Source organism: Streptomyces sp. NPDC001070, from assembly GCF_053598835.1.
Map to the genome: position 1 here is coordinate 1 of NZ_JBSFLB010000031.1, position 15,894 is coordinate 15,894.

Annotated in this window: 12 protein-coding genes and 1 pseudogene; 8 read left to right on the forward strand and 5 right to left on the reverse strand. The window is 73.9% G+C overall.

Features of this window, described 5'->3' with window-relative positions; translation table 11 throughout:
* From ACWDAS_RS31695 to ACWDAS_RS31705, 3 genes are all read left to right on the forward strand, one after another.
* Window positions 1-984: ABC transporter permease (locus ACWDAS_RS31695; RefSeq protein ID WP_450397868.1), on the forward strand; the 984-nt coding region annotated here is incomplete at its 5' end.
* A complete protein-coding gene (locus ACWDAS_RS31700) occupies window positions 981-1,979 on the forward strand; it encodes an ABC transporter permease (RefSeq protein WP_450397869.1) in 999 nt (332 codons plus the stop codon). The genes ACWDAS_RS31695 and ACWDAS_RS31700, both read left to right, overlap by 4 nt.
* Window positions 1,976-3,595 (forward strand): dipeptide ABC transporter ATP-binding protein, encoded by a 1,620-nt coding sequence (locus tag ACWDAS_RS31705; RefSeq protein ID WP_450397871.1) that lies wholly within the window; start codon window positions 1,976-1,978, stop codon window positions 3,593-3,595. The genes ACWDAS_RS31700 and ACWDAS_RS31705 overlap by 4 nt, the downstream gene beginning before the upstream one ends.
* Window positions 3,596-3,657: 62 nt before the next feature.
* On the opposite strand, the pseudogene thrS reads toward ACWDAS_RS31705, so the two are convergent.
* A pseudogene (thrS, locus tag ACWDAS_RS31710) lies at window positions 3,658-4,896 on the reverse strand (threonine--tRNA ligase); the annotation flags it as partial.
* A 328-nt stretch (window positions 4,897-5,224) separates the two neighbouring features.
* On the opposite strand from thrS, the gene pelF reads away from it, so the two are divergent.
* From pelF to moeZ, 5 genes are all read left to right on the forward strand, one after another.
* A complete protein-coding gene (gene pelF, locus ACWDAS_RS31715) occupies window positions 5,225-6,889 on the forward strand; it encodes a GT4 family glycosyltransferase PelF (protein ID WP_450397872.1) in 1,665 nt (554 codons plus the stop codon).
* Window positions 6,886-7,932 (forward strand): hypothetical protein, encoded by a 1,047-nt coding sequence (locus tag ACWDAS_RS31720; RefSeq protein ID WP_450397873.1) that lies wholly within the window; start codon window positions 6,886-6,888, stop codon window positions 7,930-7,932. Before pelF ends, ACWDAS_RS31720 begins: the two co-directional genes overlap by 4 nt.
* Before the next feature lie 121 nt (window positions 7,933-8,053).
* Window positions 8,054-8,974, forward strand: a complete 921-nt coding sequence (locus tag ACWDAS_RS31725; RefSeq protein ID WP_450397874.1) for an NAD-dependent epimerase/dehydratase family protein — start codon at window positions 8,054-8,056, stop codon at window positions 8,972-8,974.
* Complete coding sequence (locus ACWDAS_RS31730) at window positions 8,962-9,723, forward strand: spherulation-specific family 4 protein (protein WP_450397876.1); 762 nt, start codon at window positions 8,962-8,964, stop codon at window positions 9,721-9,723. The genes ACWDAS_RS31725 and ACWDAS_RS31730 overlap by 13 nt, the downstream gene beginning before the upstream one ends.
* A gap of 105 nt (window positions 9,724-9,828) precedes the next feature.
* The gene (gene moeZ / locus ACWDAS_RS31735) at window positions 9,829-11,007 is read left to right on the forward strand and encodes an adenylyltransferase/sulfurtransferase MoeZ (protein ID WP_450397877.1); all 1,179 of its coding nucleotides are present in this window, start codon (window positions 9,829-9,831) and stop codon (window positions 11,005-11,007) included.
* Window positions 11,008-11,481: 474 nt separating this feature from the next.
* Here moeZ and ACWDAS_RS31740 read toward each other — a convergent pair whose 3' ends face one another.
* The 4 genes from ACWDAS_RS31740 to ligD all read right to left on the reverse strand — a co-directional run bounded on the left by ACWDAS_RS31740 (window position 11,482) and on the right by ligD (window position 15,852).
* A complete protein-coding gene (locus ACWDAS_RS31740) occupies window positions 11,482-12,351 on the reverse strand; it encodes a glycerophosphodiester phosphodiesterase (RefSeq protein WP_450397878.1) in 870 nt (289 codons plus the stop codon).
* Window positions 12,352-12,611: 260 nt separating this feature from the next.
* Window positions 12,612-13,679 carry a phosphotransferase family protein gene (locus ACWDAS_RS31745; RefSeq protein ID WP_450397880.1) on the reverse strand — a complete coding sequence of 356 codons (1,068 nt, stop codon included), beginning with the start codon at window positions 13,677-13,679 and terminating at the stop codon, window positions 12,612-12,614.
* Complete coding sequence (locus tag ACWDAS_RS31750; RefSeq protein ID WP_450397882.1) at window positions 13,676-14,767, reverse strand: hypothetical protein; 1,092 nt, start codon at window positions 14,765-14,767, stop codon at window positions 13,676-13,678. Before ACWDAS_RS31750 ends, ACWDAS_RS31745 begins: the two co-directional genes overlap by 4 nt.
* Before the next feature lie 53 nt (window positions 14,768-14,820).
* Window positions 14,821-15,852 carry a non-homologous end-joining DNA ligase gene (gene ligD, locus ACWDAS_RS31755; protein ID WP_450397884.1) on the reverse strand — a complete coding sequence of 344 codons (1,032 nt, stop codon included), beginning with the start codon at window positions 15,850-15,852 and terminating at the stop codon, window positions 14,821-14,823.
* Window positions 15,853-15,894: the final 42 nt, after the last annotated feature.

A 15,894-nucleotide genomic window follows, 5' to 3' on the forward strand; every position in this document is an offset into this window, starting at 1 on the left:
TCTTCCGTCCGCGCTCCCCCGGCGCCCTCAACTCACCCCCCCCGCCCCCCTCGCCGCGCCCGGCAGCTCTGGCGGCGGCTGCGCGCCCAGCGCGCCGCCCTCGCCGGCGTCGCCGTGATCGTCCTGCTCGTCCTGGTGGCCCTCGCCGCCCCGCTGCTCGCCGCCCTGGAGGGGCAGGACCCGGACGCCTTCCACGCCTCGGCCGTCGACTCCGCCCTCGGCGGCGTGCCGACCGGCTCCTTCGGCGGCGTGAGCGCCGACCACTGGCTCGGCGTCGAACCCGGCACCGGGCGCGACCTGTTCGCCCGGCTCGTGTACGGCGCGCGGATCTCGCTCGGCATCGGCCTCGCCGCCACCGTCGTGCAGGTCGTCCTCGGGGTCGCGGTCGGCCTCGCCGCCGGACTCGGCAACCGCTTCCTGGACAACCTGCTCAGCCGGACCACGGACGTCATGCTGGCGCTGCCCACCCTGGTCTTCTCCATCGCCCTGCTGGCGATCGTCCCCGCCGGCTTCCCGCGTCCGGTGCTGCTGGTCCTCGTCCTCGGCCTGCTCGGCTGGGGCGGCACCTCCCGCATCGTCCGGGCCCAGACCCTGAGCCTGAAGTCCCTCGACTACGTGGCCGCCGCCCGGCTCGGCGGCGCCGGCCGGTGGCGGATAGCGCGCCGCGAACTGCTGCCGTCGCTGGCCGCGCCCGTGGTGACCTACAGCGCGCTGCTCGTGCCCTCCAACATCGCGTCCGAGGCGGGGCTGTCCTTCCTCGGCATCGGCGTCAAGCCGCCCACGCCCTCCTGGGGACAGATGCTCTCCTCCGCGACCACCTGGTACCAGGCCGATCCGACGTACGTGCTGCTGCCCGCCGGCCTGATCTTCGTCACCGTCCTCGCCTTCACCGCCCTCGGCGACGGAGTGCGCACCGCCCTGGACCCGCGGGCCGGCAGCCGCCTGCGGACCGTGGCCCGCAGGCGGAAGGCGGCACGGTCATGACGCTCCTCACCCGGTTCGCGCTGCGCCGGCTGCTGGCGGCCCTGCTGGTGCTGCTCGTGCTGAGCATCGCGGTCTACGCCCTCTTCTACGTCCTGCCCGGTGACCCGGCACGGCTGGCCTGCGGGCCCAAGTGCTCCGCCGACCAGGTCGCCCAGGTCCGCACCCAGCTGGGCCTGGACGACCCGGCCTACGCGCAGTACGCCCACTTCCTGCACGGCCTGTTCGCCGGCACCGACATCAGCACCGGCGTCGGCACCGAGCACTGCGGCGCACCGTGCCTGGGCTTCTCGTACCAGAGCGGCGAGCAGGTCACCTCCCTGCTCGCGCAGCGGCTGCCGGCCACCGCCTCGCTCTCCCTCGGCGCGATGGTGCTGTGGCTGGTCATCGGCGTAGGCACCGGTGTGCTCTCGGCGCTGCGCCACGGCGGGCTCACCGAACGGCTGCTGACCGGGCTCACCCTCGCCGGCAACGCCGTGCCCGTCTTCGTCATCGGCATCCTGCTGATGCTGCTGTTCGTCTCGGTGCTGGGCTGGCTGCCGTTCCCGTCCTACGTCCCGCTGACCGAGGACCCCGAGCCGTGGGCGTGGAACCTGGTGCTGCCCTGGCTCTCCCTGGCCATCCTGGAGAGCGCCAAGTACGCCCGGCTGACCCGCAGTTCCATGCTGGACACGCTCGCCGAGGACCACGTGCGCACCTTCCGCGCCTACGGCGTCCGCGAGCGTTCCGTCATCGGGCGCCACGCCCTGCGCGGCGCCCTGCCGCCGGTCATCGCACTGACCGCGCTGGACCTGGGGACGATGTTCGGCGGCGCGGTGCTCACCGAGTCCCTCTTCGGCATCCCCGGGCTCGGCAAGAGCCTGGTGGACTCGGTGAAGACCGAGGACCTGCCGGTCGTCGTCGGGCTCGTGCTGGTCACCGGCTTCTTCGTGGTCCTCGCCAACGCCCTCGCGGACGTCCTGTACGCGGTGGCCGACCGACGGGTGGTGCTGGCATGACGTCACCGCTGATCGAGGTCGAGGACCTCACGATCGACTTCCCCACCGGCACGGGCACCGTCCGGGCGGTGGACGGGCTCTCCTTCTCCCTGGAGCAGGGCGGCGCCCTCGGCATCGTCGGCGAGTCCGGCAGCGGCAAGAGCGCCACCGCCTTCACCCTGCTCGGACTGCACCGCGGCAGCGGCGCGCGGATCGGCGGCTCGGTGCGGGTGGCCGGCGTCGACGTCCTGACCGCGGAGGAACGGGAACTGCGCGGGCTGCGCGGCGGCCTCGCCGCGATGGTCTTCCAGGACCCGCTGTCCTCGCTCGACCCCTACTTCGCGATCGGCGACCAGATCGCCGAGGTGTACCGGGTCCACCACCCCAAGGCCTCCCGGCGCGCGGCCCGCGAGCGGGCGGTCGAGGTGCTCGACCGGGTCGGCATCCCCGACGCACCGAGGCGGGCCCGGTTCCGGCCGCACGAGTTCAGCGGCGGCATGCGCCAGCGGGCGCTCATCGCCATGGCGCTCGCGTGCGAACCGCGGCTGCTCGTCGCGGACGAACCGACCACGGCCCTCGACGTCACCGTCCAGGCGCAGATCCTCGACCTGCTCGGCGAGCTGCGTCAGGAGACCGGCATGGGGCTGCTGCTGGTCACCCACGACCTGGGCGTGGTGGCCGGGAGCGTCGACGACGTCCTGGTGATGAAGGACGGCCGCGCCGTGGAGCGCGGACCGGTCGGCACCGTGCTGGGCGCGCCGCGACAGCCGTACACGCGGGACCTGGTGGCCGCGGTCCCGCGGGTGGAGGCGGCGAAGCCGCGCGGCGCAGTCACAGGGGATGTCCTCCTCGAAGCCGTCGACGTGCGGCGGGAGTTCGGCCGGCGCGGCGCCCGGGTCGCGGCGGTCGACGGTGTCTCGCTGACCGTGCGCGCGGGCGAGACGCTCGGCGTCGTCGGGGAGAGCGGCAGCGGAAAGACCACGCTGGGACGGATGCTCGTGGGGCTCCTGGAGCCCACGGGCGGCGAGCTGCGCCGCCCGGGCGTGCGCTCCGGCCCCGGCACGCCCGGACTGCAGATGGTGTTCCAGGACCCGGTGTCCTCGCTCAACCCGCGGCGCAGCATCGGCGAGTCCATCGCGGACCCGCTGCGGACGGCCGGCGTGCTCGACGGCACCGCGATCGTCGCCCGCGTGCGGGAGCTGCTGGAACGGGTCGGGCTCGACCCCGACTGGTACCACCGCTATCCGCACGAGTTCAGCGGCGGGCAGCGGCAGCGGGTCGGCATCGCCCGGGCGCTGGCGCCCGAGCCGCGGCTGATCGTCTGCGACGAGCCGGTGTCGGCGCTCGACGTCACGACGCAGGCGCAGGTCATCCGGCTGCTCGGCGAGCTGCAGCGCGAGCTGGGGCTCGCGCTGGTCTTCATCGCCCACGACCTGGCCGTGGTGCGCCAGGTCAGTGACAACGTCGCGGTGATGCGGGCGGGCCGGGTCGTCGAGTACGGGCCCGCCGGGCGGGTCTACGAGGCACCGGAGCACGAGTACACCAAGGGCCTGCTGGCGGCGGTCCCGGTGCTCGACCCGGACGAGTCCGCCGCGCGGCGCGCCGCGCGCCGCGGCGCACTGGCGGCCACCGCCTGACGCACCGGGGCGCGCCCGGCCCGGTCGGACGGACGCGCCCCGGTGTTCCTTGCCGCGCGGGGTCAGGCTGGGTCCTCCCGCTCGGGCCACAGTTCGACTGCGTGGGCGTCCACGGCCGCGCGGACACGCTCCAGCACCGCCTCCGCGGGCTGCGGCGGAAGGCGGCGGCCGTCGCGGAGGCGGACGGCTACGTGGCCGTCGGCGGCTTCCTCGGGGCCGATGACGGCCTGGTACGGGACGAGCCGGGCCTCCCGGACGCGTGCCCCGAGGGTGCCGCGGTCCGGGGCGGCGACGTCGGCGCGCAGGCCCAGGTCGAGGCAGCGCCGCGCAAGCGCCTCGGCCTGGGGCAGCTCCGCCTCCGACACCGGGAGGAGCACCACCTGGGTGGGGGCGAGCCACGCGGGGAACGCGCCGCCGTGCTGCTCGATCAGGTGCGCCACGACCCGCTCGACGCTGCCGATGATGCTGCGGTGCACCATGACCGGCCGGTGCTTCGCGCCGTCCGCGCCGACGTAGTGCAGGCCGAACCGGCCGGGCTGGTGGAAGTCGACCTGGACGGTGGACAGGGTGGCCTCGCGCCCCGCCCCGTCGGCGACCTGGACGTCGATCTTGGGCCCGTAGAACGCGGCCTCGCCCTCCGCCGCCTCGTAGGGCAGCCCGGAGCCGTCCAGCACCTCGGTCAGCAGTGCGGTGGAGCGTTCCCACAGCTCGGGCGCGGCGACGTACTTCCCGCCGGGCCCGGGGAGGGAGAGCCGGTAGCGGACGGGGGTGATGCCCAGGGCGCGGTACGCCGCGCGGATCATCCCCAGGGCGCCGCGCGCCTCCTCGGCGACCTGGTCGAGGGTGCAGAAGATGTGCGCGTCGTTGAGCTGGATGGCCCGTACGCGGGTCAGCCCGCCGAGCACGCCGGACAGTTCGGAGCGGTACATCCCGCCGAGCTCCGCCATGCGCAGCGGCAGCTCGCGGTAGCTGCGTGAGCGGGAGCGGTAGATCAGCGCGTGGTGGGGGCAGAGGCTGGGCCGCAGGACGACCTGTTCGCCGCCGAGCTCCATCGGCGGGAACATGTCGTCGCTGTAGTGCGACCAGTGCCCGGAGATCTCGTACAGCTCGCGTTTGCCGAGCACGGGCGAGTACACGTGCCGGTAGCCCGCCCGGCGCTCGGCGTCGCGGACGTACTCCTCCAGGGCGTGCCGGACGGTGGCGCCGTCGGGCAGCCAGTAGGGGAGTCCCGCGCCGATCAGCGGGTCGGTGTCGAACAGGCCCAGCTCGCGGCCGAGCTTGCGGTGGTCGTGCATGACGGTCTCCTCGCGGACAGCGGGCGAGTGACCGCAGGCGAAAGCCCCGGGGCACTCGCCCCGGGGCTTGTCGTGACATGGGTCAGCGCGCCGGGACACTCTCCGGCGTCGTCGTCATGGCAGCGCGCTTCATGCCGTTCACGGTAACAGGAAGCGCGCGCGGAGGCGCTCCGATTCCCCGGTGAACGTCTACTCGATCAGAACGCACAACGCGTGGGAAAGTCACGCCTCTTCACCCCTTTCGGTGGCACGGCGGACAACCGTCCGTCGTGCCCCCACTTCGCCGGAATACGGTCATCGCGCCCGAACAGACCGGTGCCGAGAGGGGGCAGACGTGCGTATCGCATTACTCGCGGAGGGTGGTTATCCGTACGCCCGGGGTGAGGGGGGCGCCTGGGTCGACCGGCTCGTGCGCGGGCTCACCGGGCACGAGTTCGCGGTGTACGCGCTCGGCAGGAGCGAACGGGTCGGGGCGGCCGGACTGCCGGCGCTGCCGCCTCAGGTGCGGGACGTGCGCGCACTGCCGTTGTGGGGTCCGGCGCCGGGGTCCGGGGTCGTGCCGGGAAAGGCGCGCCGGCGGCGGGCGCAGGCGCTGGAGCAGTACCGCGACCTGGCCGGGGTGCTGGCGGGCGACGCCGGGGCCGATGGCGTGGCGGACCGTTTCGCCTCCGCCCTCTACGGGCTCGCGGAACTCGCCCGCGAGGACGGCGGCATCCCGCTGCTGCTCCGCTCCGAGCACGCCGTGCGGGTGCTGGAGGAGGTCTGCCGGGCGCCCGGCGCGCGCTCCCTCGTCGGCGACGCGGGGGTGGGTGATCTCCTCCTCGCCGTCGACCAGTTGGAGCGCGCGCTGCGGCCGCTCTGCGCGCCCTGGTACGACGATTTCGGCGACGCGCTCGCCACCGCGGACCTCTGCCATGCCGTGACGGGCGGCACCGCGCTGCTGCCCGGGCTCCTGGCCAAACGGTTCTTCGGCACGCCGCTGCTGGTCACCGAGTACGGCGTGCGGCTGCGCGAGACCCTCCTCCTGCACCGCGCCGCGGGCCTGCCCGCCCCCGTACGCGCCCTGCTCGCCGCCTTCCACCGCCGGCTGGCCGGTGAGGCCTACCGCCGGGCCGCACTCGTCACCCCCGGCAACGTCCACGCGCGCCGCTGGCAGGAGCACTGCGGCGCCGAGCGGGAACGCGTCCGCACCGTCTACCCCGGATACCGGGGGCCCGTGCCGGAGCCCGCCCCCGAGCCGGAGGGCGGCGACCCCGCGCTGGTGTGGGTGGGCCGCGTCGACCCCGGCAAGGACCTGATCGGCCTGCTGCACGCCTTCGGGGAGGTCCGCAAGGAGGAGCCCGGTGCACGGCTGCGGATCGTCCGCGCCGGAGAGGGCGATCCCGCGTACCTGGCGCAGTGCCGCGCCCTGGCGGCCCAGCTCTTCCCGGACGAGGCGGCCGACGCCGTCACCGCGGGGGAGAGCCCGGTCACCTTCGAGGAACTGGGCTCCCCCGGCGCCCCGGCGCTCCCCGACGCGTACGCGGCCGGGGACGTGGTCGTGCTCTCCAGCGTCGTCGAGGGCTTCCCCGTCACCCTGGTCGAGGCCATGTTCTGCGGCCGTGCCACCGTCTCGACGGACGCCGGCGCCGTACGGGAGGTCATCGGCGGCACCGGCCTCGTCGTGCCGCCGCGCAATCCGAAGGCGCTCGCCGAGGCCTGCGTCGCCCTGCTGCGCGACCCCGAGCGCCGGCAGCGGCTCGGCGCCGCCGCCCGCGAACGCGCCCTGGAGCTCTTCACCGTCGAGCGCAACCTGGCCGCCTTCCGCGAGATCTACCTCGACCTCGTGGCCCACGCGCCCGGCCGCCACGCCCCGCTGCACGACCGGGACGGCACCCCCGTCCCCTTCGGCAGGCCCGCCGAGTCCCACGTCCCCGGCCGCTGGACGGCCGTACCCACCTGGGCGGCTGCCGCCCGGGAGCCGGCGTACGCCGGACCCGAGAGGCGGGAGGGCGCATGAGCCACGCGCAGGAGACCGAATCCGGCGCCCGCAGGAACGGCCCCCGCAAGCGCGGCCCGGCCGACCCCGTCCGCGGGCTGATGCACCGCCATCAGCAGCTGTGCGCGGAGGCCGTGGACCCCTTGGAGATCGTGGCGGGACTGGAGGCGCAGGGCGTCACCGACCGGGTCGCGGCCGGCTTCCGGCACCGCGACGTCTTCTCGCTCGCCGAGGAGCTCTACGCGCGGGTGCCCCGTGCCGTCGCCCCGGCCCCCGCCGCCCGGCCGGCGGACCGTCCCGCCGTGCTGCTGGTCGCCCTCGCCCCGGGGGCCGTCTGCGCCGCCGCCGGCTGGGCCCTGAACGCGCTGCCCGCGCTCGCGGTCACCGCCGTCGCAGTGCCGCTGCTCCTGCTCGGGCTCTTCGCGGCCCTGCGCCGGGGGCCGCTGAGCGCCCCGTACGGCACAGGACCCGGCGGTGCGGTGTGGACCTGCTGGCTCGTGGGGTTCGGGCTGTACGGGCCGCGCGCCGTCGGCGGCCTGGCCGGAGGCGTGCTGCCCGCCGCGGACGCCGCGGAGCTGACCGCGCTCGCGCTGTCCCTCGCCCCGGCCGCCTGGTGCGCCCACCGCTTCGCCGTACGGGCCCGCGGCCATCTGCTGCGCAGCCGCACCCTGGAGGAGTTCGGCGGCGCCGTACGGCCGTTGCTCGCGGGCACGCTCGCGCTCTTCCTCGCCGCCGTGCTCGCGCTGCTGTGCGCCGCGCGGGCCGTGGCCGGCGCCCTGCCCACGCCCGCCGCGCTCGCCGGGCCCGCGGCGCTCGCGCTGCTGCTGTTCACCGCACGCCTGCTCGCGGTCCACGGCCACCCCGACCCGGCGGCCATCGGCACGGGCCTCGCCTGCGCCGTCGAGGCCGTGGCCCTCGCCGCCGCCCTGCTGCACCGGTTCCCCCTCGCGCCGGCCGCCATCCCCGCGCTGGCCTGCACGGCCGCCGCCCTGGCCCTGGCGGCCCACGCCCTCACCACGCTCTCGCGCGCCTCGGCGCACACGGCCGCGGCGGTGCCGGGATGAGCGGGCAGCGGCGGACGGCGCGGCCCGGCACACCCCACGGATACGAAGAAGAAGCCAAGGAGCGACCCACGATGACCCACCCGGATCCCCGGCCACGGAACGCGCAGCGGAGGCGCTCGCTATGAGAGTCCTCCTCCTCGGTGCCAACGGCTTCGTCGGGCGCCACGTGGCGGAACGGCTGCTGGCCGACCCCGCCGTGCAGCTGACCGCGCTCGGCCGCAGCGACGACGCCGACGTGCGCTTCGACCTGTCGTCGGGAAGCCCCGGCGCGCTGGCGCGCTTCATGGACGCCGTCCACCCCGGGGTCGTGATCAACTGCGCCGGCGCCACCCGGGGCGGAGCCCGCGATCTCACCCGGCACAACACGATCGCGGTCGCCACCGTGTGCGAGGCGATGCGCCGCAGCGCCACCTCGGCCCGGCTGGTCCAGGTGGGCTGCGCAGCGGAGTACGGGCCCTCGCCCACCGGGTCCTCGACGGCCGAGGACGCCGTGCCCCGGCCGGGCGGCCCGTACGGGGTGAGCAAACTCGCCGGGACGGAGCTGGTGCTGGGCTCCGGGCTCGACGCGGTCGTGCTGCGGGTCTTCACCCCGGTGGGCCCCGGCACGCCCACGGCCTCGCCGATCGGGCGGCTGGCGGAGGCGATGCGCCGTGCCATGCAGACCGGCGACGGCGAACTGAAGCTGACCGGCCTCGGCGTGCAGCGGGACTTCGTGGACGTACGCGACGTTGCGCGCGCCGTGCACGCCGCCTCCCTCTCCGCCGCCCAGGGCCTGGTCAACATCGGCACGGGCCGCGCCGTACCGCTGCGCGAGGTGGCCGCCGCCCTCGCCAACGCCGCGGGCTACGCGGGCGCCCTCCACGAGGTCGAGGACCCGCACCTCATGGCGAACGGCGGCAACCACTCCCACTACCCGGACGGCTGCGGCGCCTGGCAGCAGGCCGACGTGCGCACCGCCCGCGACCGCCTCGGCTGGCGGCCCCGCATCGCCCTCGAGGAATCCCTCGCCGACGTCTGGATGGAGGCGGCATGCCGCGTGTGACATCGAGCGGAGTGCGCCGGTCGATCGACCGCTGCGACGGACTGGGCTTCGGGGTCCCCGCGTACGCGCACCCGCTGGTCGCCCCCGCCGAATGGGCCGAACTGGCCCGGCCGGAGGCCCCGATGCACTGGGTGGTGCTCAACGCGGCGCGCGGCCCCGGCGCCCGGATCGACCCTCTCTACACCGGGGCGTGCGCCCGGCTGCGCGACGCGGCCGTTCCCGTCCTCGGCTACCTGGACACCCGGCACGGGGCGCGCCCCTTCGGCCAGTTGGTCGCCGACGCGCACCGTTTCCTCGACTGGTACCGGGTCGACGGCTTCTATCTCGACCGCGCCCCGACCACCAGCTCGGAGCTGTCCGACTGCCGCCGTGTGATCACCACCCTGCGCGCGCTGCTGAGCGTGGAGGGCGGCAGCACGGGGCACATCGTGCTGGGCCACGGCTGCCATCCGTACGAGGGCTACGCCGAGGCCGCCGACCAGCTGGTGACGTTCGCCGGCCCCTGGACGCAGTACCGCTGGTCGGAGGCCCCGGAGTGGACCGCGGCGTACCCGACGGAGCGTTTCTGCCACCTGGTGCACGGTGTTCCCGCCCCGCACCTGGAGAACGCCATGAGGATCGCCCGCTGGCAGGGCGCGGCGACGGTCTACTTCACCGACCACACCGACCACGCGGCCTGGGACGGCCTGCCGGGCTACTGGGACGAGGCCTCGCGCATGCTGCGCCGTCAGCCGCCGCCCAGCATGTGACCCAAATCCGTCTCGCTCCTCGGGACGGCGGTCTCGGAATGAAGAAGGGCGTGGCAGTGTTACGTGGAGAACAACCGTAGTGATCGATCGACAAACGGAGTCCCCGTGTCGCTGCCACCCCTGGTCGAGCCGGCCGCCGAGCTCACCGTCGACGAGGTCCGCAGGTACTCCCGCCACCTGATCATCCCCGACGTGGGGATGGACGGGCAGAAGCGGCTGAAGAACGCGAAGGTGCTCTGTGTGGGCGCCGGCGGTCTCGGCTCGCCCGCCCTGATGTACCTGGCCGCCGCCGGGGTCGGCACGCTCGGCATCGTGGAGTTCGACGAGGTCGACGAGTCCAACCTGCAGCGCCAGATCATCCACAGCCAGGCGGACATCGGCCGTTCCAAGGCGGAGTCCGCCCGCGACAGCGTCAAGGGCATCAACCCGTACGTCAACGTGGTCCTTCACGAGGAGCGGCTCGAGGCCGACAACGTGATGGACATCTTCAGCCAGTACGACCTGATCGTCGACGGCACGGACAACTTCGCGACCCGATACCTGGTCAACGACGCCTGCGTGCTGCTGAACAAGCCGTACGTCTGGGGCTCCATCTACCGCTTCGACGGCCAGGCGTCGGTCTTCTGGTCCGAGCACGGCCCCTGCTACCGCTGCCTCTACCCCGAGCCCCCGCCGCCGGGCATGGTCCCCTCCTGCGCCGAGGGCGGCGTCCTGGGCGTGCTGTGCGCGTCCATCGGCTCCATCCAGGTCACCGAGGCCATCAAGGTCCTCACCGGCACCGGCGACCCGCTCGTCGGCCGCCTGATGATCTACGACGCCCTGGAGATGCAGTACCGCCAGGTCAAGGTCCGCAAGGACCCCGACTGCGCGGTCTGCGGCGAGAACCCGACCGTCACCGAGCTCATCGACTACGAGGCCTTCTGCGGCGTCGTCTCCGAGGAGGCCCAGGCGGCGGCCATGGGCTCGACGATCACTCCGAAGCAGCTCAAGGAGTGGATCGACGACGGCGAGAACATCGACATCATCGATGTCCGCGAGCCGAACGAGTACGAGATCGTCTCCATCCCGGGTGCCCGTCTGGTGCCCAAGAACGAGTTCCTCATGGGCAACGCCCTCCAGGACCTCCCGCAGAACAAGAAGATCGTCCTGCACTGCAAGACCGGTGTCCGCTCCGCCGAGGTCCTCGCCGTCCTGAAGTCCGCGGGCTTCTCCGACGCGGTCCACGTCGGCGGCGGCGTCATCGGCTGGGTCAACACGATCGAGCCGCACAAGCCGGTGTACTAGACAGCCCTTCCGCCGACCGGCGGGACAGCGAAGGCCCATGGCATCCGATCAGATCGGATGCCATGGGCCTCTGTCGTTGCCGGTCTGCACCGGTCGGCGTCGGGCGCCTCGGGCGCCTCGGACGGCCCGGATGCGGCCCCGCGGTGCACATCAGGTGCCGCCGGCCCCTCGCTCAGGTGCCGCGGACGCCTCGGCGGTGACGCCCCCACTCGATCACCGAGCCCGTCTCTCGCCGCGCCGGTGAGGCGGTACCAGGAATTCCGGCCGGTTGAAGCACGCGATCGTGGTCTGCAGCATCAGCAACGGGAACGAGCCCGGGATGAAGAATGCGCCGAACACTTCATCAGCGAGGCCCGCGCCGCCGCCGACGGCAGCGACGACGATGCGTGATCGAGTCGTGGCGTCGCCGCAGGGAACCGCGCGGGGCCCTGCGGGAGGCGGCGAGGCGCCCGTGAGGCGGGGCGGCGGGCCGTCTCAGTCGACGCTGTTGCGGATGACGGCGGCGCGGTTGGTGATGATGCCGTCGGCGCCGAAGGCCGCCATGCGGACGGCGGTGGTGAGGTCGTCGACCGTCCACGGGTTGATCCGCAGCGGCTTGCCGTCGGGGCCCTTGAGGCTGTGGACGGCCTCCACGTAGGCGTAGGTGACGTGCTTCTCGTCCGGGTTGATCTGGTCGGCGAAGGCCGCGTACTCCTTCAGCCGCGAGACCGGTGGGTTGCCGAGGAAGCCGGTCTCGACGGCCGGGCGCAGTTCGTGGGTGCGGCGCAGGGCGGGGGCGCTGAAGCTCTGGATGACCAGACGGCCGGCGAGGTGGGCCTGATCGAGCCAGCCGGCCCGATCGAGGGTGTCGATGGTCTGCTTCTCGATGCCGGGGTAGAGATCGGGCTGCTTGAGCTCCAGCAGCAGGCCCTGCTGGTTGTGGTCGAGGAGGGCCAGGTAGTCCAGGAGGGTGGGGATGTGCTCGCCGCGGTAGCGGGGGGCGAACCAGCCCCCGGCGTCGAGCCGCTGGATCTCGGCGAGGGTGAAGTCGGCGACGCGCCAGGGGGAGCGGTCCGGGAAGACCTGCTCGACGTCGGTCGTCCGGGCGAGCGTCGTGTCGTGGATGACGATCAGGGCGCCGTCCTTGGTGCGCTGGACGTCGTTCTCGATCCACTTGATGTGCTGCTCGTGGGCCCGGCGCACGGCTGCGAGGGTGTTCTCGGGGGCCTCGGTGGAGGCGCCGCGGTGGGCGTAGACCGTGGGGGAGGAGGGGTCCGAGGGGGCCGCGTGGGCGGGCATGGTGGCGAGCGCGGAGGCTCCCAGCAGGGCGGCGGCCGTGACGGTGCGAGCGAGGGTGTGGTGCATGCGTACTCCTCACGACGGCGCGGGCCCCTCTCGACCGCGGGTCCCTCCTCCACCGAGGGTGACAGCCCGGACTCGGACGCACCGGTGCACTACATGACAAACGGGTGAATATCTTCATTTCGTTCCCCCGTCAGGGTGGCACGGATGGCGGTCGGCCGCAGGTCGTGCCGAGGCGCTCCGCGCAGCCCCGCGCCGTCGGGGACCGCCAGGAGTCCGGCGGGGCCGGGGCGCCCGCGACGGCCGCCGCGGGCGCCCCGCGATCAGCGGTGGCGGCCCTCCACCATGGCCTCCAGCGTCCCCCGGTGCAGGATGAGCGCGTCGGGGTCGGCCGGCATGTCCCGCTCCCCGAAGTGCACCTGCCGGTGGCCGACCCGCAGCATCACGATCGCGTGCCGCAGGGCCGCGTACAGGAGGTGGAAGTCGAGGTCGCGAGGGGTGTGCCCGGTGAGTTCCGCGTAGGTGGCCGCGACCCGGTCGCGGTCCAGGAAGCCCGGCATGCCGGGGAGACCGGCGGCGACGGTGAGGTCCTGGAAGAAGCGGTGGAGGTACACCAGCCAGGCGAGGTCGAGTTCGCGGGGGCCGGAGGAGGCCATCTCCCAGTCGAGGACGGCCGCTGGTGCGAAGTCGGAGTCGTAGACGATGTTGCCGACGCGGGCGTCGCCCCAGCTGAGCACGGACGGGCCGGGGTCCGCGGGCCAGTGCTCCTCCAGCCAGGCGAAGGCGCTCTCGATGACGGGGGAGGGGGCGCGCCCGTCGACGACCCAGTCGTAGTAGGCGCGTTGGGCGTCGACGTGCCCGCGCAGCGTCCCTTCTCCGTGGACGGTGTGCAGCTCGGCGAGGACGCCCACCGTGGCCCGCTCCAACCGCGCCCGGTCCTCCTCGGACGCGTCGAAGAGCCAGTTGTCGCCGTAGGTGTAGGGCATGACGTCCGGCGGGACGCGTCCGGGCACGCGCTCCATGACGAAGAAGGGCGCGCCGAGCGGCCCTGGGTCGGGCTCCAGCCACAGCAGTTCGGGCACGGGGACGCCGGTGCGGGCGGCGACCGTCTGGATGACGCGGTACTGCGCGGCCATGTCGTACGCCGGGAAGACGGCGTACGCGTCGGGGTCGCCGGCCAGCCGCAGCACGCAGGGGCGGATGCGCTGGCGCGCGGTGCCCGCCGGATGGGGGACGGCGAGGTCGAAGAGGACGGTCTCGCTGGACAGGCCGTTGGCGGAGGGGAGGTGCACGCCGCGGCTGTGGGCGCCGGGATGCTTGGCGGCCAGCCACTCGTCGAGGCGGCTGCGCAGCAGTCGGGGGTCGCGGGTGGTGGTGCGCACCGTGGTCACATGGCCTCCTGACCGGTGAAGCCGCTGGGGATGTGGCGGCCGAAGCTGCCGTGCTCAAAGATGCCGTAGCCGACCCGGCCGTCCCAGGCGAAACGCGCGGCATGATCGGTGACTCCGTACGCGGCCGGTCCCATGACCGCCGGATCCGTCAGGTCATACGCACGGCGGTCGAGCCATCCGCGGCCCTTCCACTCGCCGTGCTGCCAGTCGCGGGCCGGCGGGTAACCGGCGCCGACGGCGAGCGGGCTCGACGCCAGCACCTCCGCCTCGATCTTCCCGCCGGCCAGGTGGACGACGGCCGCGAGCGGCGCCCGGGTGCCCTCCCGGTAGGTGATGTCGACCTGGGCGCGGCCCAGTTGCCGGTCCGGGCCGTGCTCGGTGATCTGCAGGGCCTCGTCCAGGGAGCGGTAGCCGTCGGCGTCCTCCTGGGCGATGACCATGACGAAGCGGTCGTCGAACCGGATCGGTATCCACAGCCGGTGGAAACCCGCCGGGCGGTGCTCCTCCTCGGCCCGTCCCGGGGCCTCGCCGGGCACCGGTCGCACGCCCCAGCTGCGGTCGCGGGTCGCGGTCCAGCGGCCCCGCCCCACGCGGATCTCCTCGCCGTCGCCGGTGCGGACGACGCCGTGGCACGTGCCGGCCTGGACGAAGCGGCTGGCCTCCAGGAAGAGCCTGCCGCCCCGGTACTGGGCGTGGTGCGGCTCCTCGACGGCCGGGAAGGCGGCCTCCCACTCCAGGTCGTACGAGAGGAACTCGTCGTCGCAGGTGAGACGGAGCCGCTTGAGCGGCTCCAGGACGTCGACGCGCAGCGGTCCGACGTGCTGGCGCATGCGGTCCTCGCCGAGCGCGTCGGAGGCGCGCACGGCGAGCATGGCGGTGCCGCGCGTCAGGGTGGCGTAGGCGTCGGTCACCCCGAGGTTGGGGTACACGCCGAGGCCGGTGACGAGCAGGGCGCGGCCCTCGTGGTCGAAGAAGTGGAAGATCGAACGGTCGTAGGCGTTGCGGTCACCGGTCGCGACATGGCGCATGGAACGGGCGATCTGATGGACCGGGTACTCGTCCAGGGGCACGGGTCGAGGCGCGGGCATGCGCCTGATGATGCGTCAGCGCGGGCGCGGTGGGAAGGGGTCGTGCCGCGCCGTCAGCCCTCGCTCCCGGAGGGGTCCGGCTTGTTCCTGGCCCGGCTCGGCTGCACCCGCAGCGGCTCCCCGGGCATCTTGGGATGGTCCGGCGGGTACGGCATGTCCCCGAGCCCGTGGTCGCGTTCGTCGCGCTCGGCCAGTTCCAGGACGGCGTCCAGCCGGAAGACCCGCTCCTCCATATCGGCGTGCACGTCCCCCGCCTCGGCGTACCGCGCGGGCATGGTGGCCAGGTCGAAGTCCCGGGGGTGGACCTGCGGCACCTCCTCCCAGCGCAGCGGCGCGGACACCGGGGCGTGCGGCTTGGGCCGTACGGAGTATGCGGAGGCGATGGTGCGGTCGCGCGCGGTCTGGTTGTAGTCGACGAAGATCTTCTCGCCGCGCTCCTCCTTCCACCACGCGCTGGTGACCTGGCCGGGCATGCGCCGTTCCATCTCGCGGGCGATCGCGATGGCGGCCCGCCGTACCCCCGTGAAGGTCCACTCGGGCTCGATGGGGACGAAGACGTGCAGGCCGCGCCCGCCGGAGGTCTTCGGCCAGCCCCGCATGCCCAGTTCCTCCAGGAGCCCGCGCAGCTCGCCGGCGACGCGCACCGCGTCGCCGAAGTCGGTGCCGGGCTGCGGGTCGAGGTCGATGCGCAGCTCGTCGGGGTGGTTGAGGTCGCCGCGCCGTACCGGCCAGGGGTGGAAGGTGAGGCAGCCGAGGTTGGCGCCCCAGACGACGGCGGCGACCTCGGTCGGGCAGATCTCGTCGGCGTGGCGGCCGGAGGGGAAGCGGATGCGGCCGGTGGGGATCCAGTCCGGGGTGTTCTTGGGGGCGCGCTTCTGGAAGAACGACTCGCCGTCCACTCCGTCCGGGTAGCGCTCCATCGTCGTCGGCCGGTCGCGCAGCGCCCGCAGGACGCCGTCGCCGACCGCGAGGTAGTAGCGGGCCACGTCCAGCTTGGTGAAGCCCCGTTCCGGGAAGTACACCTTGCCGGGGTTCGAGAGCCGCACCGTCCGCTCGCCGACGGTCAGCTCGACCGCCTCCGCCATGCCGTCACCGCCTCTCCCATGCCCGACACGGTAGGCCCGACG

What these genes read in the sequence shown, in the direction of transcription:
- ACWDAS_RS31700 (WP_450397869.1), top strand. Translation starts at nt 981, where the DNA reads ATGACGCTCCTCACCCGGTTCGCGCTGCGCCGGCTGCTGGCGGCCCTG.
- ACWDAS_RS31705 (WP_450397871.1), top strand. Translation starts at nt 1,976, where the DNA reads ATGACGTCACCGCTGATCGAGGTCGAGGACCTCACGATCGACTTCCCC.
- ACWDAS_RS31720 (WP_450397873.1), top strand. Translation starts at nt 6,886, where the DNA reads ATGAGCCACGCGCAGGAGACCGAATCCGGCGCCCGCAGGAACGGCCCC.
- ACWDAS_RS31725 (WP_450397874.1), top strand. Translation starts at nt 8,054, where the DNA reads ATGAGAGTCCTCCTCCTCGGTGCCAACGGCTTCGTCGGGCGCCACGTG.
- ACWDAS_RS31730 (WP_450397876.1), top strand. Translation starts at nt 8,962, where the DNA reads ATGCCGCGTGTGACATCGAGCGGAGTGCGCCGGTCGATCGACCGCTGC.
- ACWDAS_RS31740 (WP_450397878.1), bottom strand. Translation starts at nt 12,351, where the DNA reads ATGCACCACACCCTCGCTCGCACCGTCACGGCCGCCGCCCTGCTGGGA.
- ACWDAS_RS31750 (WP_450397882.1), bottom strand. Translation starts at nt 14,767, where the DNA reads ATGCCCGCGCCTCGACCCGTGCCCCTGGACGAGTACCCGGTCCATCAG.
- ligD (WP_450397884.1), bottom strand. Translation starts at nt 15,852, where the DNA reads ATGGCGGAGGCGGTCGAGCTGACCGTCGGCGAGCGGACGGTGCGGCTC.